The organism is Methylobacterium sp. A49B, assembly GCF_053346215.1.
This window is the reverse complement of record NZ_JBKFBO010000140.1, coordinates 48,074-63,851: the sequence shown is the minus strand read 5'-3', so window position 1 is coordinate 63,851 and position 15,778 is coordinate 48,074. Positions and strand designations below refer to the sequence as shown.

At 71.5% G+C, this 15,778-nt stretch carries 18 protein-coding genes; 10 read left to right on the top strand and 8 right to left on the bottom strand.

The window, feature by feature from the left end; genetic code table 11:
- Positions 1 to 65: 65 nt before the first annotated feature.
- Together ACLBX9_RS29115 and ACLBX9_RS29110 are read left to right on the top strand one after the other, a co-directional pair.
- Complete coding sequence (locus ACLBX9_RS29115; protein WP_447721350.1) at positions 66 to 272, top strand: L-rhamnose mutarotase; 207 nt, start codon at positions 66 to 68, stop codon at positions 270 to 272.
- Positions 242 to 970, top strand: coding sequence for an SDR family oxidoreductase (locus tag ACLBX9_RS29110; RefSeq protein WP_447721349.1), 729 nt, complete (start codon positions 242 to 244; stop codon positions 968 to 970). The genes ACLBX9_RS29115 and ACLBX9_RS29110 overlap by 31 nt, the downstream gene beginning before the upstream one ends.
- Positions 971 to 1,092: 122 nt before the next feature.
- Here the strand turns inward: ACLBX9_RS29110 and ACLBX9_RS29105 are convergent, their stop codons facing one another.
- Positions 1,093 to 1,536 carry a DMT family transporter gene (locus tag ACLBX9_RS29105; RefSeq protein WP_010684266.1) on the bottom strand — a complete coding sequence of 148 codons (444 nt, stop codon included), beginning with the start codon at positions 1,534 to 1,536 and terminating at the stop codon, positions 1,093 to 1,095.
- A 44-nt stretch (positions 1,537 to 1,580) separates the two neighbouring features.
- Positions 1,581 to 2,030: a DMT family transporter gene (locus tag ACLBX9_RS29100; protein ID WP_010684267.1), complete on the bottom strand. Its 450-nt coding sequence runs from the start codon at positions 2,028 to 2,030 to the stop codon at positions 1,581 to 1,583.
- A 236-nt stretch (positions 2,031 to 2,266) separates the two neighbouring features.
- Between ACLBX9_RS29100 and ACLBX9_RS29095 the strand changes: the two genes are divergently transcribed.
- The 3 genes from ACLBX9_RS29095 (at position 2,267) to ACLBX9_RS29085 (ending at position 5,146) form a co-directional block, all read left to right on the top strand.
- Positions 2,267 to 4,288 carry an OPT family oligopeptide transporter gene (locus ACLBX9_RS29095; RefSeq protein WP_447721348.1) on the top strand — a complete coding sequence of 674 codons (2,022 nt, stop codon included), beginning with the start codon at positions 2,267 to 2,269 and terminating at the stop codon, positions 4,286 to 4,288.
- 196 nt (positions 4,289 to 4,484) lie between these two features.
- Entirely contained in the window at positions 4,485 to 4,994 is a 510-nt protein-coding gene (locus tag ACLBX9_RS29090) for a DUF2243 domain-containing protein (protein WP_447721347.1), read from the top strand.
- The gene (locus tag ACLBX9_RS29085; RefSeq protein ID WP_010684270.1) at positions 4,991 to 5,146 is read left to right on the top strand and encodes a hypothetical protein; all 156 of its coding nucleotides are present in this window, start codon (positions 4,991 to 4,993) and stop codon (positions 5,144 to 5,146) included. The genes ACLBX9_RS29090 and ACLBX9_RS29085 overlap by 4 nt, the downstream gene beginning before the upstream one ends.
- 13 nt (positions 5,147 to 5,159) lie before the next feature.
- Here ACLBX9_RS29085 and ACLBX9_RS29080 read toward each other — a convergent pair whose 3' ends face one another.
- The 3 genes from ACLBX9_RS29080 to ACLBX9_RS29070 form a co-directional block, all read right to left on the bottom strand.
- Positions 5,160 to 5,921: an amino acid ABC transporter ATP-binding protein gene (locus ACLBX9_RS29080; protein WP_447721346.1), complete on the bottom strand. Its 762-nt coding sequence runs from the start codon at positions 5,919 to 5,921 to the stop codon at positions 5,160 to 5,162.
- A complete protein-coding gene (locus tag ACLBX9_RS29075) occupies positions 5,918 to 6,598 on the bottom strand; it encodes an amino acid ABC transporter permease (RefSeq protein ID WP_447721345.1) in 681 nt (226 codons plus the stop codon). The genes ACLBX9_RS29080 and ACLBX9_RS29075 overlap by 4 nt, the downstream gene beginning before the upstream one ends.
- A gap of 404 nt (positions 6,599 to 7,002) precedes the next feature.
- Entirely contained in the window at positions 7,003 to 7,779 is a 777-nt protein-coding gene (locus ACLBX9_RS29070; RefSeq protein ID WP_447721344.1) for an amino acid ABC transporter substrate-binding protein, read from the bottom strand.
- Between the two features lie 288 nt (positions 7,780 to 8,067).
- Between ACLBX9_RS29070 and ACLBX9_RS29065 the strand changes: the two genes are divergently transcribed.
- Positions 8,068 to 8,994: a dihydrodipicolinate synthase family protein gene (locus ACLBX9_RS29065; protein WP_039893343.1), complete on the top strand. Its 927-nt coding sequence runs from the start codon at positions 8,068 to 8,070 to the stop codon at positions 8,992 to 8,994.
- A 7-nt stretch (positions 8,995 to 9,001) separates the two neighbouring features.
- On the opposite strand, the gene ACLBX9_RS29060 is transcribed toward ACLBX9_RS29065, so the two are convergent.
- The 3 genes from ACLBX9_RS29060 to ACLBX9_RS29050 all read right to left on the bottom strand — a co-directional run bounded on the left by ACLBX9_RS29060 (position 9,002) and on the right by ACLBX9_RS29050 (position 12,333).
- Complete coding sequence (locus tag ACLBX9_RS29060) at positions 9,002 to 10,204, bottom strand: pyridoxal phosphate-dependent aminotransferase (RefSeq protein WP_447721343.1); 1,203 nt, start codon at positions 10,202 to 10,204, stop codon at positions 9,002 to 9,004.
- 197 nt (positions 10,205 to 10,401) lie between these two features.
- Positions 10,402 to 11,097, bottom strand: coding sequence for a GntR family transcriptional regulator (locus ACLBX9_RS29055; protein WP_447721342.1), 696 nt, complete (start codon positions 11,095 to 11,097; stop codon positions 10,402 to 10,404).
- 279 nt (positions 11,098 to 11,376) lie between these two features.
- On the bottom strand, positions 11,377 to 12,333 hold the full coding sequence (locus ACLBX9_RS29050; protein WP_447721341.1) for a LysR family transcriptional regulator: 957 nt from the start codon (positions 12,331 to 12,333) through the stop codon (positions 11,377 to 11,379).
- Between the two features lie 123 nt (positions 12,334 to 12,456).
- Between ACLBX9_RS29050 and ACLBX9_RS29045 the strand changes: the two genes are divergently transcribed.
- The 4 genes from ACLBX9_RS29045 to ACLBX9_RS29030 all read left to right on the top strand — a co-directional run bounded on the left by ACLBX9_RS29045 (position 12,457) and on the right by ACLBX9_RS29030 (position 15,704).
- Positions 12,457 to 13,392 (top strand): ring-cleaving dioxygenase, encoded by a 936-nt coding sequence (locus ACLBX9_RS29045; protein WP_447721340.1) that lies wholly within the window; start codon positions 12,457 to 12,459, stop codon positions 13,390 to 13,392.
- A gap of 60 nt (positions 13,393 to 13,452) precedes the next feature.
- The gene (locus tag ACLBX9_RS29040) at positions 13,453 to 14,085 is read left to right on the top strand and encodes an alpha/beta hydrolase (protein WP_447721339.1); all 633 of its coding nucleotides are present in this window, start codon (positions 13,453 to 13,455) and stop codon (positions 14,083 to 14,085) included.
- Between the two features lie 37 nt (positions 14,086 to 14,122).
- Positions 14,123 to 14,554, top strand: a complete 432-nt coding sequence (locus ACLBX9_RS29035; protein ID WP_447721338.1) for a DoxX family protein — start codon at positions 14,123 to 14,125, stop codon at positions 14,552 to 14,554.
- A 172-nt stretch (positions 14,555 to 14,726) separates the two neighbouring features.
- On the top strand, positions 14,727 to 15,704 hold the full coding sequence (locus tag ACLBX9_RS29030) for a Gfo/Idh/MocA family protein (RefSeq protein ID WP_447721337.1): 978 nt from the start codon (positions 14,727 to 14,729) through the stop codon (positions 15,702 to 15,704).
- The last annotated feature ends 74 nt before the right edge of the window (positions 15,705 to 15,778 follow it).

Sequence of the window (15,778 nt, the reverse complement as noted above, 5' to 3'; positions counted from 1 at the left end):
GTGGCCGCTTGCCCTGGTGGCCGCCCGGAGTCATCGACACGGGCGCGGTGCTGGTGAGCAAGGTCATGGCCCGAATGGAGGCCGACGCGACCAGCGCCGCATGGTGGCGGATCACCGTTCCGTGCCAACGTCCTCTGGAGACCCGGTCGCCGGGCGAGTGGTGGGCGCCCCCGGACGAGGTGTTCCACCGCGACTGGAGCGGTCGTCTCCGTACCGAAACACAGCCCGCTGGGAGCGAGACATGGCAGATCTATCTGGGAAGACGGTCCTGATCACGGCGGCCGCGCAGGGCATCGGGCGCGCGAGCGCGCTCGCCTTCGCGCGCGCCGGAGCCCAGGTCCACGCCACCGACATCAACGCGGCGGCGCTCGGCGAGCTGCGGGCCGACGGCGTCAGGACCGCGATCCTCGATGTGCGCGATGCCGGCGCGGTCGCCGCCCTGGTCGAGGGGGTCGGACCGGTGGACGTGCTGTTCAACTGCGCCGGCGTGGTCCACGGCGGGACCATCCTGGAGATGCCCGACGCCGATCTCGACTTCGCCCTCGACCTCAACGTCAAGGCGATGATCCGCACGATCCGCGCCGTGCTGCCCGGCATGATCGAGCGGCGGGACGGCGCCATCATCAACATGGCCTCGGTGGCATCCTCGGTGAAGGGCGTGCCGAACCGCTTCGCCTACGGCCTCACCAAGGCGGCGGTGATCGGGCTGACCAAGGCGGTGGCGGCCGATTACGTCGCCGACAACGTCCGCTGCAACGCGATCTGTCCGGGCACCGTGGAGAGCCCGTCGCTGCAGGAGCGCATCCGGGCGCAGGGCGATTACGAGCAGACCCGCGCGGCCTTCATCGCCCGGCAGCCGATCGGGCGGCTGGGCACGCCGGAGGAGATTGCCGACCTCGCCGTCTACCTGGCCGGGGCGACCTACACGACCGGTCAGGCCGTCGCCATTGACGGCGGCTGGACGATCTAAGCCAGGGCCGTCCGTCCGGCAGAGGTCTGGCACCACTCCGGTGATCTTCGCGGTGCTCGGAACGACGGCGTCCGAGGCCGGAAGCCGGCGCGCGGGGCGAGCAGTCTCCACCCGGGTGGGCCTCAGAAGCGCGCCACGAGGCCGACGCCGCCGATCATCAGGGCGCCGCCGAGGACGCGCCACAGTCCTGCCGGGTGTTCCTTGAAGCCCACCAGACCGAAATGGTCGAGGAGGATCGAGGTGACGACGCCGGCGGTGACGATCAGCCCGAGGAACGTGGCCGCCCCGATCGCCTTCGAGATGTAGAGCTGCGCCGCCGTGATGGCGGCACACATCAGGCCGCCCAGCCACGCCCACCAGGGCACCTCTGCGAGGCGGTCCGCGGTCGGCAGGCCGAACTGTCCCGACACGATCATGATCACCGCGAGGGTCGCGATGCTGACGAGGAGGCTCACCACGCCGGCCAGGAGTGGCCGCGCGAGGGACTTGGCGAGGCCCGCGTTCTGTCCGGGTTCGACCGCGCTCGCGAGGCCCGCCAGCAGAGCGACGCCGTAGAGGAAGATCATGGTCGCATCCCGATGGGTGGGTATGGAATCGTCGGCGTGACCGGTCAGAACACTGCCACGAGGGCGACGCCCGCGATCATCAGGGCACCCCCGACGACCCGCCACCGGCTGGCGGGATGACGCTCGAAGCCGACGAGACCGAAATGGTCGAGGGCGATCGAGCCGATCACGCCCGCCGTGATGACGCAGCCCAGGAAGGGTGCGGCACCGACCTTTTCCGAGACGTAGAGCTGCGCCAGGACGACACCGGCGCCCAGGATGCCGCCGGGCCAGGCCCACCAGGGGACCGGAGTGGCTTCGCCGGCTCTCGCCGCGCCACGCCACCGGAGGATGGCCATGGCGCCGAAAATGCAGGCCATCGCCAGCGCGAAGCAGAACAGTCCGGCCAGCATCGGCTGCCCGGTGACCTTGGCGAGGGTCGCGTTCTGGCCCGGCTCGACGGCGTTGGCGATGCCGGCGAGCAGGGCGAGACCGTAGAGATACCATTTGGACAAGGCGGGGGATCCCGGCGGAGAAGAGGCCGCGCCGGGCCCGGCCCGACGCGGATGGTCTGCTGCCAAACCCACCGTAACGCCGGACGACTGCATCACGTCGAGGGCATGACCCGGGACAGATCGACTCAGGGCGCGGTCCGGCCGGGCGCGGGCGCCGGCTGCCGGGTCATCGGGCGCTGGGGCGTCGGGAAAGTTTCCGCGCCTCGGGGCGTTTGCCTCCGTAACCCGAGTGGATGATGGACGCCCGCAGCCCGACGACGCATCCGACGGGCCACGCCCGTCAGGCGGAACTGACGCTGCGGGGTGTCGCGCTCGGCGCGGCCATCACGGTCGTGTTCATGGCGGCCAACCTCTACATGGGCCTGAAGACCGGGATGACGTTCTCATCGTCGATTCCGGCCGCGATGATCTCCATGGGCGCGTTCCGCCTGATGGGCGGCGCCGGCATCCTCGAGAACAACATCGTGCAGACGCAGGCCTCGGCCGCCGGCACGCTCTGCAACGTCATCCTGGCGCTGCCGGGCCTGATCCTCATCGGACACTGGCACGGCTTCCCGTTCTGGCAGACCACGGCCGTCTGCATGCTCGGCGGACTGCTCGGCGTCGCCTTCTCGATCCCGCTCCGCCGTGCCCTCGTTTCCGGCAGCGACCTGCCCTACCCGGAGGGCATCGCCGCCGCCGAGGTGCTCAAGACGGGCCAGGAGGAGGAGGGCGGCCAGGGCCTGCGCGACCTGCTCGGGGCCGCCGCGGTCGCCGGAACGATCGGGCTCGCCACCAGCGGGTTGCGGATCCTGGGCGACGGCATGCACGGCGCCGTCAGCCTTGGCGGTGCGGTCTTCCGCGCCGGAACCGGCTTCTCGCTGGCGCTTGTCGGCGTCGGCTACCTCGTGGGCATCGGTGCCTGCCTCGCGCTGCTCACCGGCGTCGTGATCGCCTGGGGGATCGCGGTCCCGCTGCTCACCGCCCTCGCGCCCGAGGCCGGGACGTCCGCGGAGGCGGCCGCCGAGGCGGTCTGGTCCGGGCAGGTGCGCCTGATGGGCGCCGGCATCATCGCGGTGGGCGGGCTGTGGACGGTCGGATCGCTGGCGCGCCCGATCCTCGGGAGCATCCGCGCGGCCCTCTCGGGAAGCGGCGGCCTCGGCGAGGACCAGCCCCGCGAGGAGCGCGACCTGCCGATCCTCTGGGTCGCCGCCGCGACGCTCGCCCTGTGCGTGCCGCTCGCCGTCCTGTTCGGGTTCTTCGAGAAGCCGGCCGAACTCGGCAACCTGACAATCGTGCTGGCGGTCGTCGCGACCCTGTTCACGGTGCTGTTCGGATTCCTGATGGCGGCGGCCTGCGGCTACCTCGCGGGTCTCCTCGGCTCCTCGTCGAGCCCGATCTCGGGGATCGGGATCCTGACCACGATGGCGACCGCGCTGCTCCTGCCGTTCATCCTCGGGCATTCCGCCGGGCCGGAAGGCGACCGGTTCGTCACCGGCATGGCGCTGCTGCTGACCGCCGTCATCATCACCACGTCGTCGATCGCCAACGACAACCTGCAGGATTTGAAGACCGGTCAGGTCCTCGGCGCCACGCCATGGCACCAGCAGGTCGCGCTCATCATCGGCGTGGCCGTGGGCGCCGTGGTGATCGCCCCGCTCCTGTCGCTGCTCTACGAGGCCTACGGCTTCGTCGGCGCGCCGGCGCGCGACGGGCAGGATCCGGGCAGCGCCATGCCGGCGCCCCAGGCCGCGCTGATGACCCAGATCGCGAACGGCATCACCCACAGCGAGCTGCCCTGGCGCATGGTCCTGATCGGCGCCGGGCTCGGCGTGGTGCTGGTGGCCGCGGAGTCGTGGCTGAAGCGGCGCAAGCTCACCTTCCCGGCGCTGACGGTCGGCATCGGCATGTACCTGCCGCTCTCGGTGGAGATGACGATCGCCATCGGGGGCGTGCTCGGCTGGATCGCCGAGCGCCGGCTGCGTGCCCGGCTCGGCGGCACGGACCGCGAGAGCGACGGCGGGACGGTCGACAAAGCTGTCGGGGCCGCCCGCCGCCGTGGCGTGCTCCTCGCCTCCGGTTTCCTCGTTGGGGAGAGCTGCGTCGGCGTGCTGCTCGCCGGGACCGACCTCCTGGCGGGGCACAGCTCGGCGATCGCGATCGTCGGGAAGGATTTCGCGACCTATGCGACGTGGCTCGGCCTCGCGGTCTTCCTGGCGAGCCTCGCCGTCTACCTGCGGCTGGTCTCGACGCCGGCCGCGGCGCCGCGAGAATCCTGACGGATCCGCCGGGTCAGCGGGCGGTTGCCCCTTGTGAGGCCGTCGTCTCCGCGGGCGCAGCGAAGCGATCCGGCGATCCCCGCGCCCATCATCGGCGCGCTGTGCCGGGTCGCCATGCTGCGCGCGATGACGGGGATGGACGCCGATGAGACCCGAGCACCGGTTACCCCGGCCATCCCCCGAGATGGAGTTGCGCATGGCAGCGGCTGAACCCCGAGGGCGCGTCTTCCCGCTGAACGCCGGCATCCTGTTCGGGCTCGGGCTCGGCGGCTTCTTCGACGGGATCGTGCTTCACCAGATGCTGCAATGGCACCACATGCTGAGCAGCTGGTACCCGATCGACTCGATGGCGAATCTTGAGCTGAACACGCTCTGGGACGGCATCTTCCACAGCGCGACCTACGTCTTCGTCGTCCTGGGACTGTTCCTCCTCTGGCGCACGGCACACCGGTCGCACCTCTACTGGTCCAACAAGCTCCTGGCCGGGTCGCTCCTGATCGGCTGGGGCCTGTTCAACCTCGTCGAGGGCGTGATCGATCACGAAATCCTCGGCGTGCACCACGTCAACGAGCAGATGCCGCGGACGCAGTGGCTCTACTGGGATGTCGGTTTCCTGATCTGGGGCGGGGCCATGCTGGCCGCGGGCCTGGGCCTCGTGCAGGTCGGCCGCGCGGAGGAGGCGTCGGTGGCGCGGATGCCGGCATGAGCGCCGTCGGCACCGCCCTCCGGCCGGCGCTGCCCTGGCTGGTCCTGGCGGCCGGCCTGATCCTCGCCACCGTGCCCGCCTGGCGCCCGCTCGTGTTCGGGTCCGCGCTGACGATCGAGGACCTTCTCAGCCTGCGCTGCCTGCCGCGCTGACGCGCAGGCCCGCTCAGATGTCGTCCGACGCCGCGCCGAGCAGGGTCCGCACGAACCGGCGGGTCCGCGGATCGCCCGGCCGGGCGAACAGGTCTGCGGCCGGTCCCTGCTCGACGATCGTGCCGCCCTCCAGGAACACCACCGTGTCGGCGACGCGACGCGCGAGCCGCAGGTCGTGCGTCGCCATCAGCATGGTCATGCCCTCGACCGCGAGGCCGGCGAGCACGTCGACCACCTCGGCGGCGAGTTCCGGATCGAGGGCCGAGGTCGGCTCGTCGCACAGAAGCAGGCGCGGGGAGGGGGCGAGCGCGCGGGCGATCGCGACGCGCTGCTGCTGGCCGCCCGACAGGCTGGCGGGCCAGTCCGCTGCCCGGTGGGCGAGGCCGACCCGCTCCAGCAGCTCCAGGGCCCGGACCCGCGCCCGGGGCGGCGGCCATTTGGCGACGGTGACGAGCCCCTCCGTGACGTTCTCCAGCACGGTGCGATGGGGGAAAAGCTGGAAGTTCTGGAACACCATGCCGGTCTGGCGGCGGACGGCGAGCACCGCCCGCCGGGCGGGCGGCCTGTCGGACCGGAAGGCGATGCGGATGTCGCCGAGGGTCAGCGTTCCGGCCTGTGGGATCTCGAGGAGGTTCGCGCAGCGCAGGAGCGTCGACTTGCCCGAGCCCGAGGGGCCGATCAGGGCGGTGACGCGTCCCTCCGGGATGCCGAGATCGACGCCGCGCAGGACGGGGACGGCCCCAAAGCGCTTCTCGATGGCCGACAGGGCGATCACGCGCGCGCCTCCAGGTAGCCGCCGTAGCGCCCGAGGCGCTGCTCCAGGAGGGCCTGCAGCCAGGACAGGAGCGTGGACAGGACGAGGTAGATCAGGGCAGCCTCGATGTAGAGGATCAGGGGCTCGTAGGTGACGGCGACGATGCGCTGGGCCGCCTGGAACAGCTCCGGCACCGTGATGGCGGCAGCCAGCGAGGTGTCCTTCACGAGGGCGATGAAGGAGTTGGAGAGCGACGGCACCGCCACCCGTGCCGCCTGCGGCAGGATCGTGCGGCGCATGGCCTGAACCGGGTTCATGCCGACCGCGTAGGCGGCCTCCCACTGGCCCTTCGGGATCGACGCGATGGCGGCGCGGACGATCTCCGACGTGTAGGCGCCGACATTGAGCGTGAAGCCGATCACGGCGGCCGGGAAGGCGTCGATCAGGATGCCGGCGCTCGGCAGGCCATAGAAGATCACGAAGAGCTGCACGAGGAGCGGGGTGCCCCGGAAGATCCAGACGTAGAGCCGGGCCAGGGCCGCCAGCGGACGGGGTGCGAACAGGCGCACGAGGGCGGTCGCTAGGCCGAGGGCCAACCCCAGCGCGAAGGCGATGAGCGTCAGGGGTACCGTAAAGCGCAGGCCGGCCGCGAGCAGCGGCCCGAGCGACTGGAGCATGAGGTCGAGCCAGTGCGGCACGGGGCGGCGTCTCCTTCCGGGCGATCGAGTCTACGGGCTACACGGGTTCGGCGGCCGGACCGAGTTCCGCCCCGCGCAGGATGGGGCGCAGGCCGCCTCTCCCGTGCAGGCTACGATGTTCACATCGTGCTGGCCGCGACGCGCTCTCCTCCTCCTTGTGGGGAGGCGTTGGAGGTGGGGGTGGTGCCGGATAGGTCGTTCCGGCGCCTCCTGCACCACCCCCACCCCTGGCTCCTTCCCATGGGGGGAGGGGAACGGCGTTTTCCAATCAGGATGTTGGCGCTGGATTGAGACGTGTGACGACGCGAGCCCGAACGGGCGAGGGGGCGCGTCGCGCTCCGCCATCGGCGGCGGCCCGGACCAGGGTCGCCTCGGGCGACCGGGGCTCCTCGGAACGAGCCGGGCTATTTCGAGACGTCGCTGCCGAAGTATTTCTGGGCGATCGCCGCATAGCTGCCGTCGGCCTTGATCGCCTCCAGCGCCTTGTCGATGGCGGCCTTCAGCGCCGGGTTGTTCTTGCGCAGGATGATCCCTGACGCGTCCGCGTCGGCCTGCTCCGCGGCGATCTTCACGGGGGCATTCGGCTTCTTCTTGTGGAAGTCGAGAAACGACAGGTTGTCGTTGATGGTCGCGTCCGCCCGCCCGGTGATGACCAGCTGGACCGACTGGTCGAAGCCGTCCGTGCCGACGAGTTCGGCCCCGGATTGCTCGGCGAGGCGCGCGAAGTTGCTGGTCAGGCTCTGGGCGGCCTTCTTGCCCTTCAGGTCGGCGAAGGACGTGATGTCGGCCCGGTCGGCCCGGGTGATCAGCACGGCCCGCGCCCGGATGTAGGGCTCGGAGAAGTCGAACTTCGCCTGGCGCTCCTTGGTGATGCCCACTTGGTTGATCACCACGTCGTAGCGCTTGCCGTCGAGTCCGGCGATCAGGCCGTCCCACTTGCCCTCGAGGAATTGCGGGGTGACGCCGAGCTGCTCGGCGACCTTGCGGCCGATCTCCACGTCGAAGCCGACGAGCTGCCCGGAGGCGTCGTGAAACGTGAAGGGCGCGTAGGTGCCCTCGGTGCCGATCCGCAGGGTCCTGGCGGCGCGGATCGCGTCGAGGTCGTTGGCCCGTGCGGGCGCGCCGAGGAGGAGCGCCGCGAGGGCGACCGTCGCGGCGCGGCGGATGGAGAAGAAACGCATTTCAAAAGACTCCGAAACGATAACGCCGTTCTCGTGCGGCCTCCGCGCGCGATCTCGGCTGTCGAGATGCAAAGTGAGAGCGGGCTCGGCAGTATAGAAACGGCGGAGATCTTGTCGACGAGCTTGGGCATTCCGGACCGGGTCGATCCCGTACGCTGGTGATGCCTCAGGGCGGATGAACCGTGCCGGACCGTTCGGCACGGTCACGTCGCGTGGTAAGAGGCCGACGCTGTCCGACGCGGGCACGATTCGTCCAGCGGACGCCGCGATTTCGGTGAAGGAGCGCCCATGACCTCGCCCGCCCAAGCCTACCGGGGCGTCTTCCCGGTCGCCCCCACGGTCTTCGACGCCGCCGGTGCCCTCGACCTCGACGGGCAGCGCCGGGCGATCGATTTCATGATCGACGCCGGCAGCCAGGGCCTGTGCATCCTCGCCAACTTCTCGGAGCAGTTCGTCCTCACCGACGCGGAGCGCGAGACCGTCATGCACGCCGTGCTGGAGCACGTGGCGGGCCGCGTGCCGGTGATCGTCACCACGACCCACTTCGCCACGCAGGTCTGCGCCGAGCGGTCGCGCCGCGCGCAGGAGGCCGGGGCGGCGATGGTGATGGTGATGCCGCCCTATCACGGGGCCACCATCCGGGTGCCCGAACTCGGGATCCACGACTTCTTCCGCGCCGTCTCGGACGCGATCTCCATCCCGATCATGATCCAGGACGCGCCGGTGGCGGGGACGCCGCTCTCGGCGGCGCTCCTCGCCCGCATGGCCCGCGAGATCGCGAACGTCAGCTACTTCAAGATCGAGACCGCCGGGGCGGCGGCCAAGCTGCGCGAGCTGATCGCGCTCGGCGGCGATGCCGTGGTGGGACCGTGGGACGGCGAGGAGGCGATCACCCTGATGGCCGACCTCGACGCCGGCGCCACCGGGGCGATGACCGGCGGCGGCTACCCGGACGGGATCCGGCAGATCACCGACGCCTACGCGGCCGGCCGCCGGGACGCGGCGATGGACGCCTACGCGCGCTGGCTGCCGCTGATCAACTACGAGAACCGGCAATGCGGGCTGCTGGCCTGCAAGGCGCTGATGAAGGAGGGCGGCGTGATCGCCCACGAGACCGCGCGGCTGCCGATCCAGCCCCTGCACCCGGCGACCCGCAAGGGGCTGATCGAACTCGCCCGCCGGAACGACGCCCAGGTGCTGCGCTGGGGTCGGTAGCCGCGTCTCAGCCCCGGTTCCCCAGCACGCCGGACAGGCGTTCCACCGCCTCCCGCGCCAGCGCCGGGCTGATCGCGAAGCAGATCCGCACCAGACCCTCGCCCTCCGGCCCGAAGGCGGTGCCCGGTGCCACCCCGACCTTCGCCTCACGTAGGAGGCGGAGCGCGAAGTCGAGGCTCGGCTCGTCGCCGCCCATCCGGGCCATGAGGTAGAACGCCCCGTCCGGCGGCGCGACCGTGACGCCGGGCAGGCGCGACAGCCCGTCCACCAGGATCCCTCGGGCCTCGGCGCAGCGGTCGACCATGGTGCGGATGAAGCCGTCGCCCTCCTCGAGGGCCGCGATGCAGGCATGCTGCACGAAGGTCGAGATCGAGGTGGTGCTGTACTGCCCGAGCTTCGCGAAGGTCGGCGCGAGGCCGCGGGGATAGATCACCCAGCCGGCGCGCCAGCCGGTCATCGCCCAGTTCTTCGAGAAGGTGTTGGTGACGATCAGCCGGTCGTCCTCCGTGCAGATCTGCAGGAAGGAGGGGGCGATCCGGTTGCCGTAGGTGAAGTGCGCGTAGACCTCGTCCGACAGGATCCAGAGGCCGCGGTCGCGGGCGAGGTCGCGCAGGGCCGTCATCTCGGCCGGCGGCATCGTCCAGCCGGTGGGGTTCGAGGGCGAGTTCACCATGATCACGCGGGTGCGCGGCGTGATCGCCGCCGCGATGTCGGCCAGCGGGAGCGCGAAGCGCCCGTCCGGCAGGGTCCGGTACGGCACCGTGACGGGCACGCCGCCGGCGATGCGCACCGCCTCGCGCAGGTTCGGCCAGGCGGGGGAGGGGATGATGATCTCGTCGCCCGGCTCGAGGAGCACCTGGGCCGCCTGCATGATGGCGTTCATCCCGCCCGCCGTCACGGCGAACCGGTCGGGCGGGATCTCCACGCCCCAGTGCCGCGCGTGATAGGCGCCGAGCGCCTCGCGCAGGGCCGGGAGGCCGAGGGAGGTGGTGTAGCGCGTGTGTCCGGCGAGCATCGCCCGATGGGCCGCCTCGACGATGAAGGGCGGGGTTGGCAGATCGCCCTCGCCGATCCAGAGCTTCACCACCTCCGGATCATCCCGCCCGCGATCCGCCACGAGGCCGATCTGGCTCGTGCCGATGCCCCGGATCCGCGCCGACAGGGCGGTCGCGAGGTCGACGGGGACGGCGGGAACGACGGTATCGGCCATGGTGTGTGGTTGCTCTCCGTGCGCCGGATCGCGTCGCGTGAGGCGATCGCAGGTCGCGGCGTGCCGATGGCGGGCCGCGTGCCCGCAGGATCTCGGCGTCTGGGTGATCGCCCGACCCTGACGCGTTCGCCCGCGCGCGTCCAGCGCCGGTGCGTGTCCGGCCCCGCCGTTCTCAGCAGGTCAGGCCGGACCGGCGGTCACGCCGCGGCGATCGCGTCCCGGTAGATCGTGATGAGGGACGTCCCGACATGCTCGACATGGGCGCGCAGGGCCTCCGCCGCCGCGTCGAACTTCCGCGCCTCGCAGAGATCCAGGATCCGTCCGTGCTCGCGCTCGGCTCGCGCCATGTCGCCGAGGGTCGACAGCTGAAGGCGGGTCGGACGGTCGCAATCCTGCAGAAGTCCGGAGAGGATGCTCAATGAGCGCGGCCGCTGCGCGTGCCGCAGCAGATCGAGGTGGAAGCGCTGGTTCAGCTCGCCCCACCGGGAGGTCTCGTTCGTCTTGAGCGCGTCGCCGTACGTGGTCGCGATGGCGCGGAGCGCGATGAGGTCATCGCGGGTATGACGCGGCGCCGAGAGAAGCAGCAGCTGCGGTTCGAGCTGCGCCCGGAGCTGGAAGATGTCCTCCAGCTCCTCCAGCGACACGCCCGTGACCACCGCGCCGCGATGCGGCATGATCCGCACGAGGTTGCTGGCCTCGAGTTGCAGCAGCGCTTCCCGGACCGGGATCCGGCTGATCCCGAATTCGTCGGCCAGCGCGTCCTGACGGAGCTGCACGCCGGGCGGCAGTTCCCCGTTCAGGATCCTCTGGCGCAGCGACTCCGCCACGGCGGCAGAAACCGTCTTGTGCCGCAGCCGACCTGTTTCCGGTCGGGCGGTGACCGCTATGGACATCGGGGCCTCAACTTCGCCGTATGCATCTATACATAACGTGAAGCTGCGCGGAAGTCTTATTATCCAGGTTTGGATACATTTTCTATAACGTCAGGTTGCGATAGGCGGATTCATCGCCGGACAAACCCGGGCAGGTTGCAGGCCGGCACACATCCCTTCGCCGCCATCGACTGCTCTCTTTGCAAGACGCGTGCGACGCTGAAAAAGTCCCGGCCCGCGCATCCCCGACGGTCCACCGTGCAGCTTCTGCTGGAATCCGCCGCGGCGCCTTGACCTGAATCAGCTTTGACCCCCGGGACGCATCGCCGGCCGCTCCGAAGGCGATTGCGGGCCGGCCCACGGCGCATGGGCGAGCGTCTGGCCGAGATACGCGATGAGGGCCGTCACGCGCGCGGGGCGGGGATCGCCGGGCGGGGTCACCAGGTGCAGCGCGATCGGGGGCGGCGACCAGCCGGGCAGGACCCGCTCCAGCCGGCCGGCCTCCAGATCGTCCCAGATCATGAAGTCGGGTTGCAGCGCCAAGCCGAGGCCCGCCCGGAGCGCGGGCGCCAGGGCCTCGGCGTTGTTCGCCCGAAGCTGGCCCGCGGGCTGGACCACGACCTCGGTTCCGGCCTCGTCGAGGAACCGCCAGCGGTCCGGGGTCGGCAGGTAGGCGTAGCCGAGGCAGGTATGGCGGGCGAGGTCGTCCGGATGCTTCGGGCGGCCGGCTCGGTCGAGATAGGCCGGGGTAGCCACCAGGGACCGGCGGACCGCGCAGAGCCGCCGCGCCCGAAGGGACGAGTCGGGCAGCGCCGCGATGCGCAGCCCGATATCGAAGCCGCCGCCCACGAGGTCGACCACCGCGTCGGACAGGTGCAGATCCACCGAGACAAAGGGGTACTGTGCGAGGAAATCCGGCAGCAGCGGCGCCACGTGCATCACGCCGAAGGTCATCGGCGCGGCGAGTCGCACGAGCCCGCGCGGCTCGGCGGCGCCCGCCATCGCCAGCGCCTCGGCCGCCTCGCCCGCGGCGAGGATCCGCGCGGCGCCGGCCTTCGCGGCCTGTCCCGCCTCGGTGAGAGCGAGCTTGCGCGAGGTGCGGTTGAACAGCCGGGCGCCAATCCGGACCTCGAGCCGGCTCAAAGCCTTCGAGACGGTGCCCTTCGACAGCCCGAGATCCGCGGCTGCCCGTCCGAACGACCCGGTCTCCACCACCTTGGCGAACACCGCCCAGGCCTCGAAATCAGGTAGCCGCATCGGTCAAAACCGGAAACGATGGATTTCCTTTGTTTCTATTTTCGGGACTGATGACAAGGGGCACATTGCGGTCATCGCAAACGCGCCGCGGTCCCCCGTGGCGGCACCCTGAGAGACATCGCCATGGTTCAGACCGGTCTCCATCACGTCACGGCCTTCTCCGGCCCGGCCCTGCGCAACCTCGACTTCCACACCCGGATCCTCGGGCTGCGGCTGGTCAAGAAGACCGTCAACTTCGACGATCCGGGCACCTACCACCTGTATTACGGCGACGCCGCCGGACGGCCCGGGACGATCCTGACCTTCTTCCCGATCGAGCACGCGGCCCCCGGCCGCGTCGGGATCGGCGAGACGCAGGAGACGGCCTTCCGGGTGCCCCGTGCCTCCATCGGCTGGTGGACCCACCGCCTGATCGAGAAGGGCGTCGCCCACGAGCCGCTGGTCCAGGTCTTCGGCGAGCCGACCCTGCGCTTCCGCGATCCGGACGGCATGATGCTGGCCCTGGTCGGCGTGGATCCCGGTGCGGACGACGCCGGGACGGAGGGCTGGGCCTCGGGCGAAGTCCCGGCCGAGCACGCCATCCGCGGCCTGCACGGGGTGACGCTCCTCTTGGACAAGGCCGAGCCCACGGCCGCGATCCTCACGGAGGTGCTCGGTCTCGGCGAGGTCGCCCGCGAGGGCAACCTGATCCGCTTCGCCGGTAGCGCCGCGATCGGGGGCCTCGTCACCGTTCGGGCTGTCGGCGGCTTCCTCCGCGGCCGGCCGGGAGCCGGCTCGGTCCACCACATCGCGTTCCGGGCGGCGGATGACGCCGCGCAGGCCGCGATGGGCGAGGCCCTCGCCGCCCGCGGCCTCCACGTTACCGAGCAGCGCGACCGGCAGTACTTCAGGTCGATCTACTTCCGCGAGCCCGGCGGCGTGCTGTTCGAGATCGCCACCGACGCGCCCGGCTTCGCGGTCGACGAGCCGGTGGAGGCCCTCGGCAGCGCGTTGAAGCTGCCCGCCGGCCTCGAGCCGCACCGGGCCGAGATCGAGGCCGTGCTGCCGAAGGTCGCCTGACCCCTGAGCCCGCCCCGCGCGCAGCGGGGCGGGCGTGAAGATCCCACGCAGGAGGTTGCCATGACCCAGGAATCCCTCGGCTTCGTCCACCACTTCGAGCCCGGCACGGATGCCGCGCGGCCGCTGCTGCTCCTGCACGGGACCGGCGGCGACGAGCACGATCTCGTGCCGCTCGGCCGGATGGTCGCGCCGGACGCCGCGCTCCTCGCGCCGCGTGGGGCCGTGACCGAGAACGGCATGCCCCGCTTCTTCCGGCGCCTGGCCGAGGGGGTCTTCGACGAGGCCGACCTGCGTCGCCGCACCGGGGATCTCGCCGCCTTCGTGGCCGAGGCCCGGGACCGCTACGGCCTCGGGGCGCCTCTGGCGCTCGGCTTCTCCAACGGCGCCAACATCGCCGCGTCGCTGCTGATGCTGCGGCCGGGGGTGCTGGCGGGCGCCGTGCTGATCCGCCCGATGGTGCCGTTCGCCGAGCCGCCGGCGGCCGATCTCGGCGGCCGGCCGGTCCTGATCCTCTCCGGGGCCATGGACCCGATCGTGCCGGCCGAGAACGCCCGCCGGCTCGCGGCGCAGCTCACCGCCGCCGGCGCGGCGGTCGAACACAGGATCCTGCCCACCGGACACGGCCTGTCGCAGGCCGATGTCAGCCTCGCGTCGGCATGGCTCCGGAACGCCGCGCTATCCCGCGCGGCGTGAAATCCACCACCCAGTCGCTGACAGGACGGATCACCCCATGACCTCCGCGATCTCCCGCACCTCGACCGCCGCCGGCCCATCGCTCTCCGGCCTGCCGGCGGTGACCGGCCGGATCCTGATGAGCGCGATCTTCCTCGTGAGCGGGGCCGGCAAGCTCGCCGCGCCCGCCGCGACGCTGGCCACGATCGAGGCGGCCGGGCTGCCGCTGCCGTCGTTCGCCTACGCGGTGGCGACGCTGGTGGAGGTCGTCGGCGGCCTGCTGCTCATCGCCGGCTACCGGACCCGGCTGGTCGCGCTGATCCTGGCCGCCTTCGCCGTCGCCACCGCGGTGACATTCCACACCGCATTGGGGGACCAGAACCAGATGTTCCACTTCCTGAAGAACCTCGCCATGGCCGGCGGCCTCCTCCAGGCCGCCGCCTTCGGCGCCGGGCCCTTCAGCCTGGATTCCCGACAGGGCCGGATCTGACCAGGGCTTTGACCCGTCGGCGCGGGCCGGCGTGCCGAAAAGGCCCGGCCGTTCGCTGCCGCAGTGCGCCCTGACGCGCGCCCTGGGCGGTCGCGCCCTTTCCTGTCCGCCGCGGGCTCCCTAAAGCCTGCGGCGGACCGCGGATCGCGGCCCGTCAGCCGCGGGACCCAGCATGCCGACCACCGACGAACGCCTCGCCCTCGGGATCATCGGCGCGGGGATCATGGGCGAGCGCCTGCTCAACGCGATCCACGAGGCGCCGGACTCGCCCGTCCGGGTCGCGGCGATCTGGGATCCGGCCCCGGAGGCCCTGGCCCGCGTCGGCGCGGCTTTCCCCGGCGTGCCGCGCGTCGCCGATGCCGCCGCCGTCGTGGCGGCAAGCGCCTGCGTGTACGTCGCCTCGCCGCCGGCCTCGCACCTCGCCCATGCTCGCGCCGCCCTGGAAACCGGACGCAGCATCTTCTGCGAGAAGCCCCTCGCCATCGATCGATCCGAGGCCCGCGCCTTCGTGGCGGCGGCCGGGTCTGCCGGCGCGGTGAACTTCCCCTTCGCCTCCTCGCCTGGGGTGGCGACGCTTGAGCGCTGGATCGCGGAAGGCGTCGTCGGGCAGCCCCGGCACCTCGCCATCACGGTGGCCTTCGCGCGCTGGCCGCGACCCTGGCAGGTCGACGCGGCCCGCTGGCTCGACGGGCGCGCCGAGGGCGGCTTCACCCGCGAGGTGGTCTCGCACTTCCTGTTCCTGGCCCGCCGCCTCCTCGGGCCCCTGCAAGGCCTTGAGGGCCGCGTCGCCTTTCCGGAAGCCGGCCGGTCCGAGCGCGCCATCGCGGTGACGCTCGCGGCCGGCGGGATCCCCGTGACCCTGAAGGGCCAGGTTGGCGGCACCGAGGCCGACGACCACAACACCTGGACGCTGGAGGGCGACGCGGGCGCCGTGCGGCTGCGCGACTGGGCCATCGCCGAGCGCCGGAAGGCGGACGGTTCCTTCGAGCGGGAGCCCGACGCGATCCCCAACGCGCGGCTGCGGCCGATCACCCTGCGGCGGCAGCTCGACGGCGTCGTCCGGATGGCGCGCGGCGAGCCCCACCACCTCGCCACCTTCGCCGAGGCACTCGATGTCCAGGACGCGGTCGAGGGCATCCTCGCGCTGTGAGCGCGGGCCGCGACGGACCTGCATCGACGCCGAACCTTCGAACGGACGGCGCGGAATGCCGTAACCGGTTGAAG

Excerpts from the sequence above, each read along its gene's own strand:
- ACLBX9_RS29115 (WP_447721350.1), top strand. The coding sequence starts at position 66 with ATGGCCCGAATGGAGGCCGACGCGACCAGCGCCGCATGGTGGCGGATC.
- ACLBX9_RS29110 (WP_447721349.1), top strand. The coding sequence starts at position 242 with ATGGCAGATCTATCTGGGAAGACGGTCCTGATCACGGCGGCCGCGCAG.
- ACLBX9_RS29105 (WP_010684266.1), bottom strand. The coding sequence starts at position 1,536 with ATGATCTTCCTCTACGGCGTCGCTCTGCTGGCGGGCCTCGCGAGCGCG.
- ACLBX9_RS29095 (WP_447721348.1), top strand. The coding sequence starts at position 2,267 with ATGGACGCCCGCAGCCCGACGACGCATCCGACGGGCCACGCCCGTCAG.
- ACLBX9_RS29090 (WP_447721347.1), top strand. The coding sequence starts at position 4,485 with ATGGCAGCGGCTGAACCCCGAGGGCGCGTCTTCCCGCTGAACGCCGGC.
- ACLBX9_RS29085 (WP_010684270.1), top strand. The coding sequence starts at position 4,991 with ATGAGCGCCGTCGGCACCGCCCTCCGGCCGGCGCTGCCCTGGCTGGTC.
- ACLBX9_RS29070 (WP_447721344.1), bottom strand. The coding sequence starts at position 7,779 with ATGCGTTTCTTCTCCATCCGCCGCGCCGCGACGGTCGCCCTCGCGGCG.
- ACLBX9_RS29065 (WP_039893343.1), top strand. The coding sequence starts at position 8,068 with ATGACCTCGCCCGCCCAAGCCTACCGGGGCGTCTTCCCGGTCGCCCCC.
- ACLBX9_RS29060 (WP_447721343.1), bottom strand. The coding sequence starts at position 10,204 with ATGGCCGATACCGTCGTTCCCGCCGTCCCCGTCGACCTCGCGACCGCC.
- ACLBX9_RS29055 (WP_447721342.1), bottom strand. The coding sequence starts at position 11,097 with ATGTCCATAGCGGTCACCGCCCGACCGGAAACAGGTCGGCTGCGGCAC.
- ACLBX9_RS29050 (WP_447721341.1), bottom strand. The coding sequence starts at position 12,333 with ATGCGGCTACCTGATTTCGAGGCCTGGGCGGTGTTCGCCAAGGTGGTG.
- ACLBX9_RS29045 (WP_447721340.1), top strand. The coding sequence starts at position 12,457 with ATGGTTCAGACCGGTCTCCATCACGTCACGGCCTTCTCCGGCCCGGCC.
- ACLBX9_RS29040 (WP_447721339.1), top strand. The coding sequence starts at position 13,453 with ATGACCCAGGAATCCCTCGGCTTCGTCCACCACTTCGAGCCCGGCACG.
- ACLBX9_RS29035 (WP_447721338.1), top strand. The coding sequence starts at position 14,123 with ATGACCTCCGCGATCTCCCGCACCTCGACCGCCGCCGGCCCATCGCTC.
- ACLBX9_RS29030 (WP_447721337.1), top strand. The coding sequence starts at position 14,727 with ATGCCGACCACCGACGAACGCCTCGCCCTCGGGATCATCGGCGCGGGG.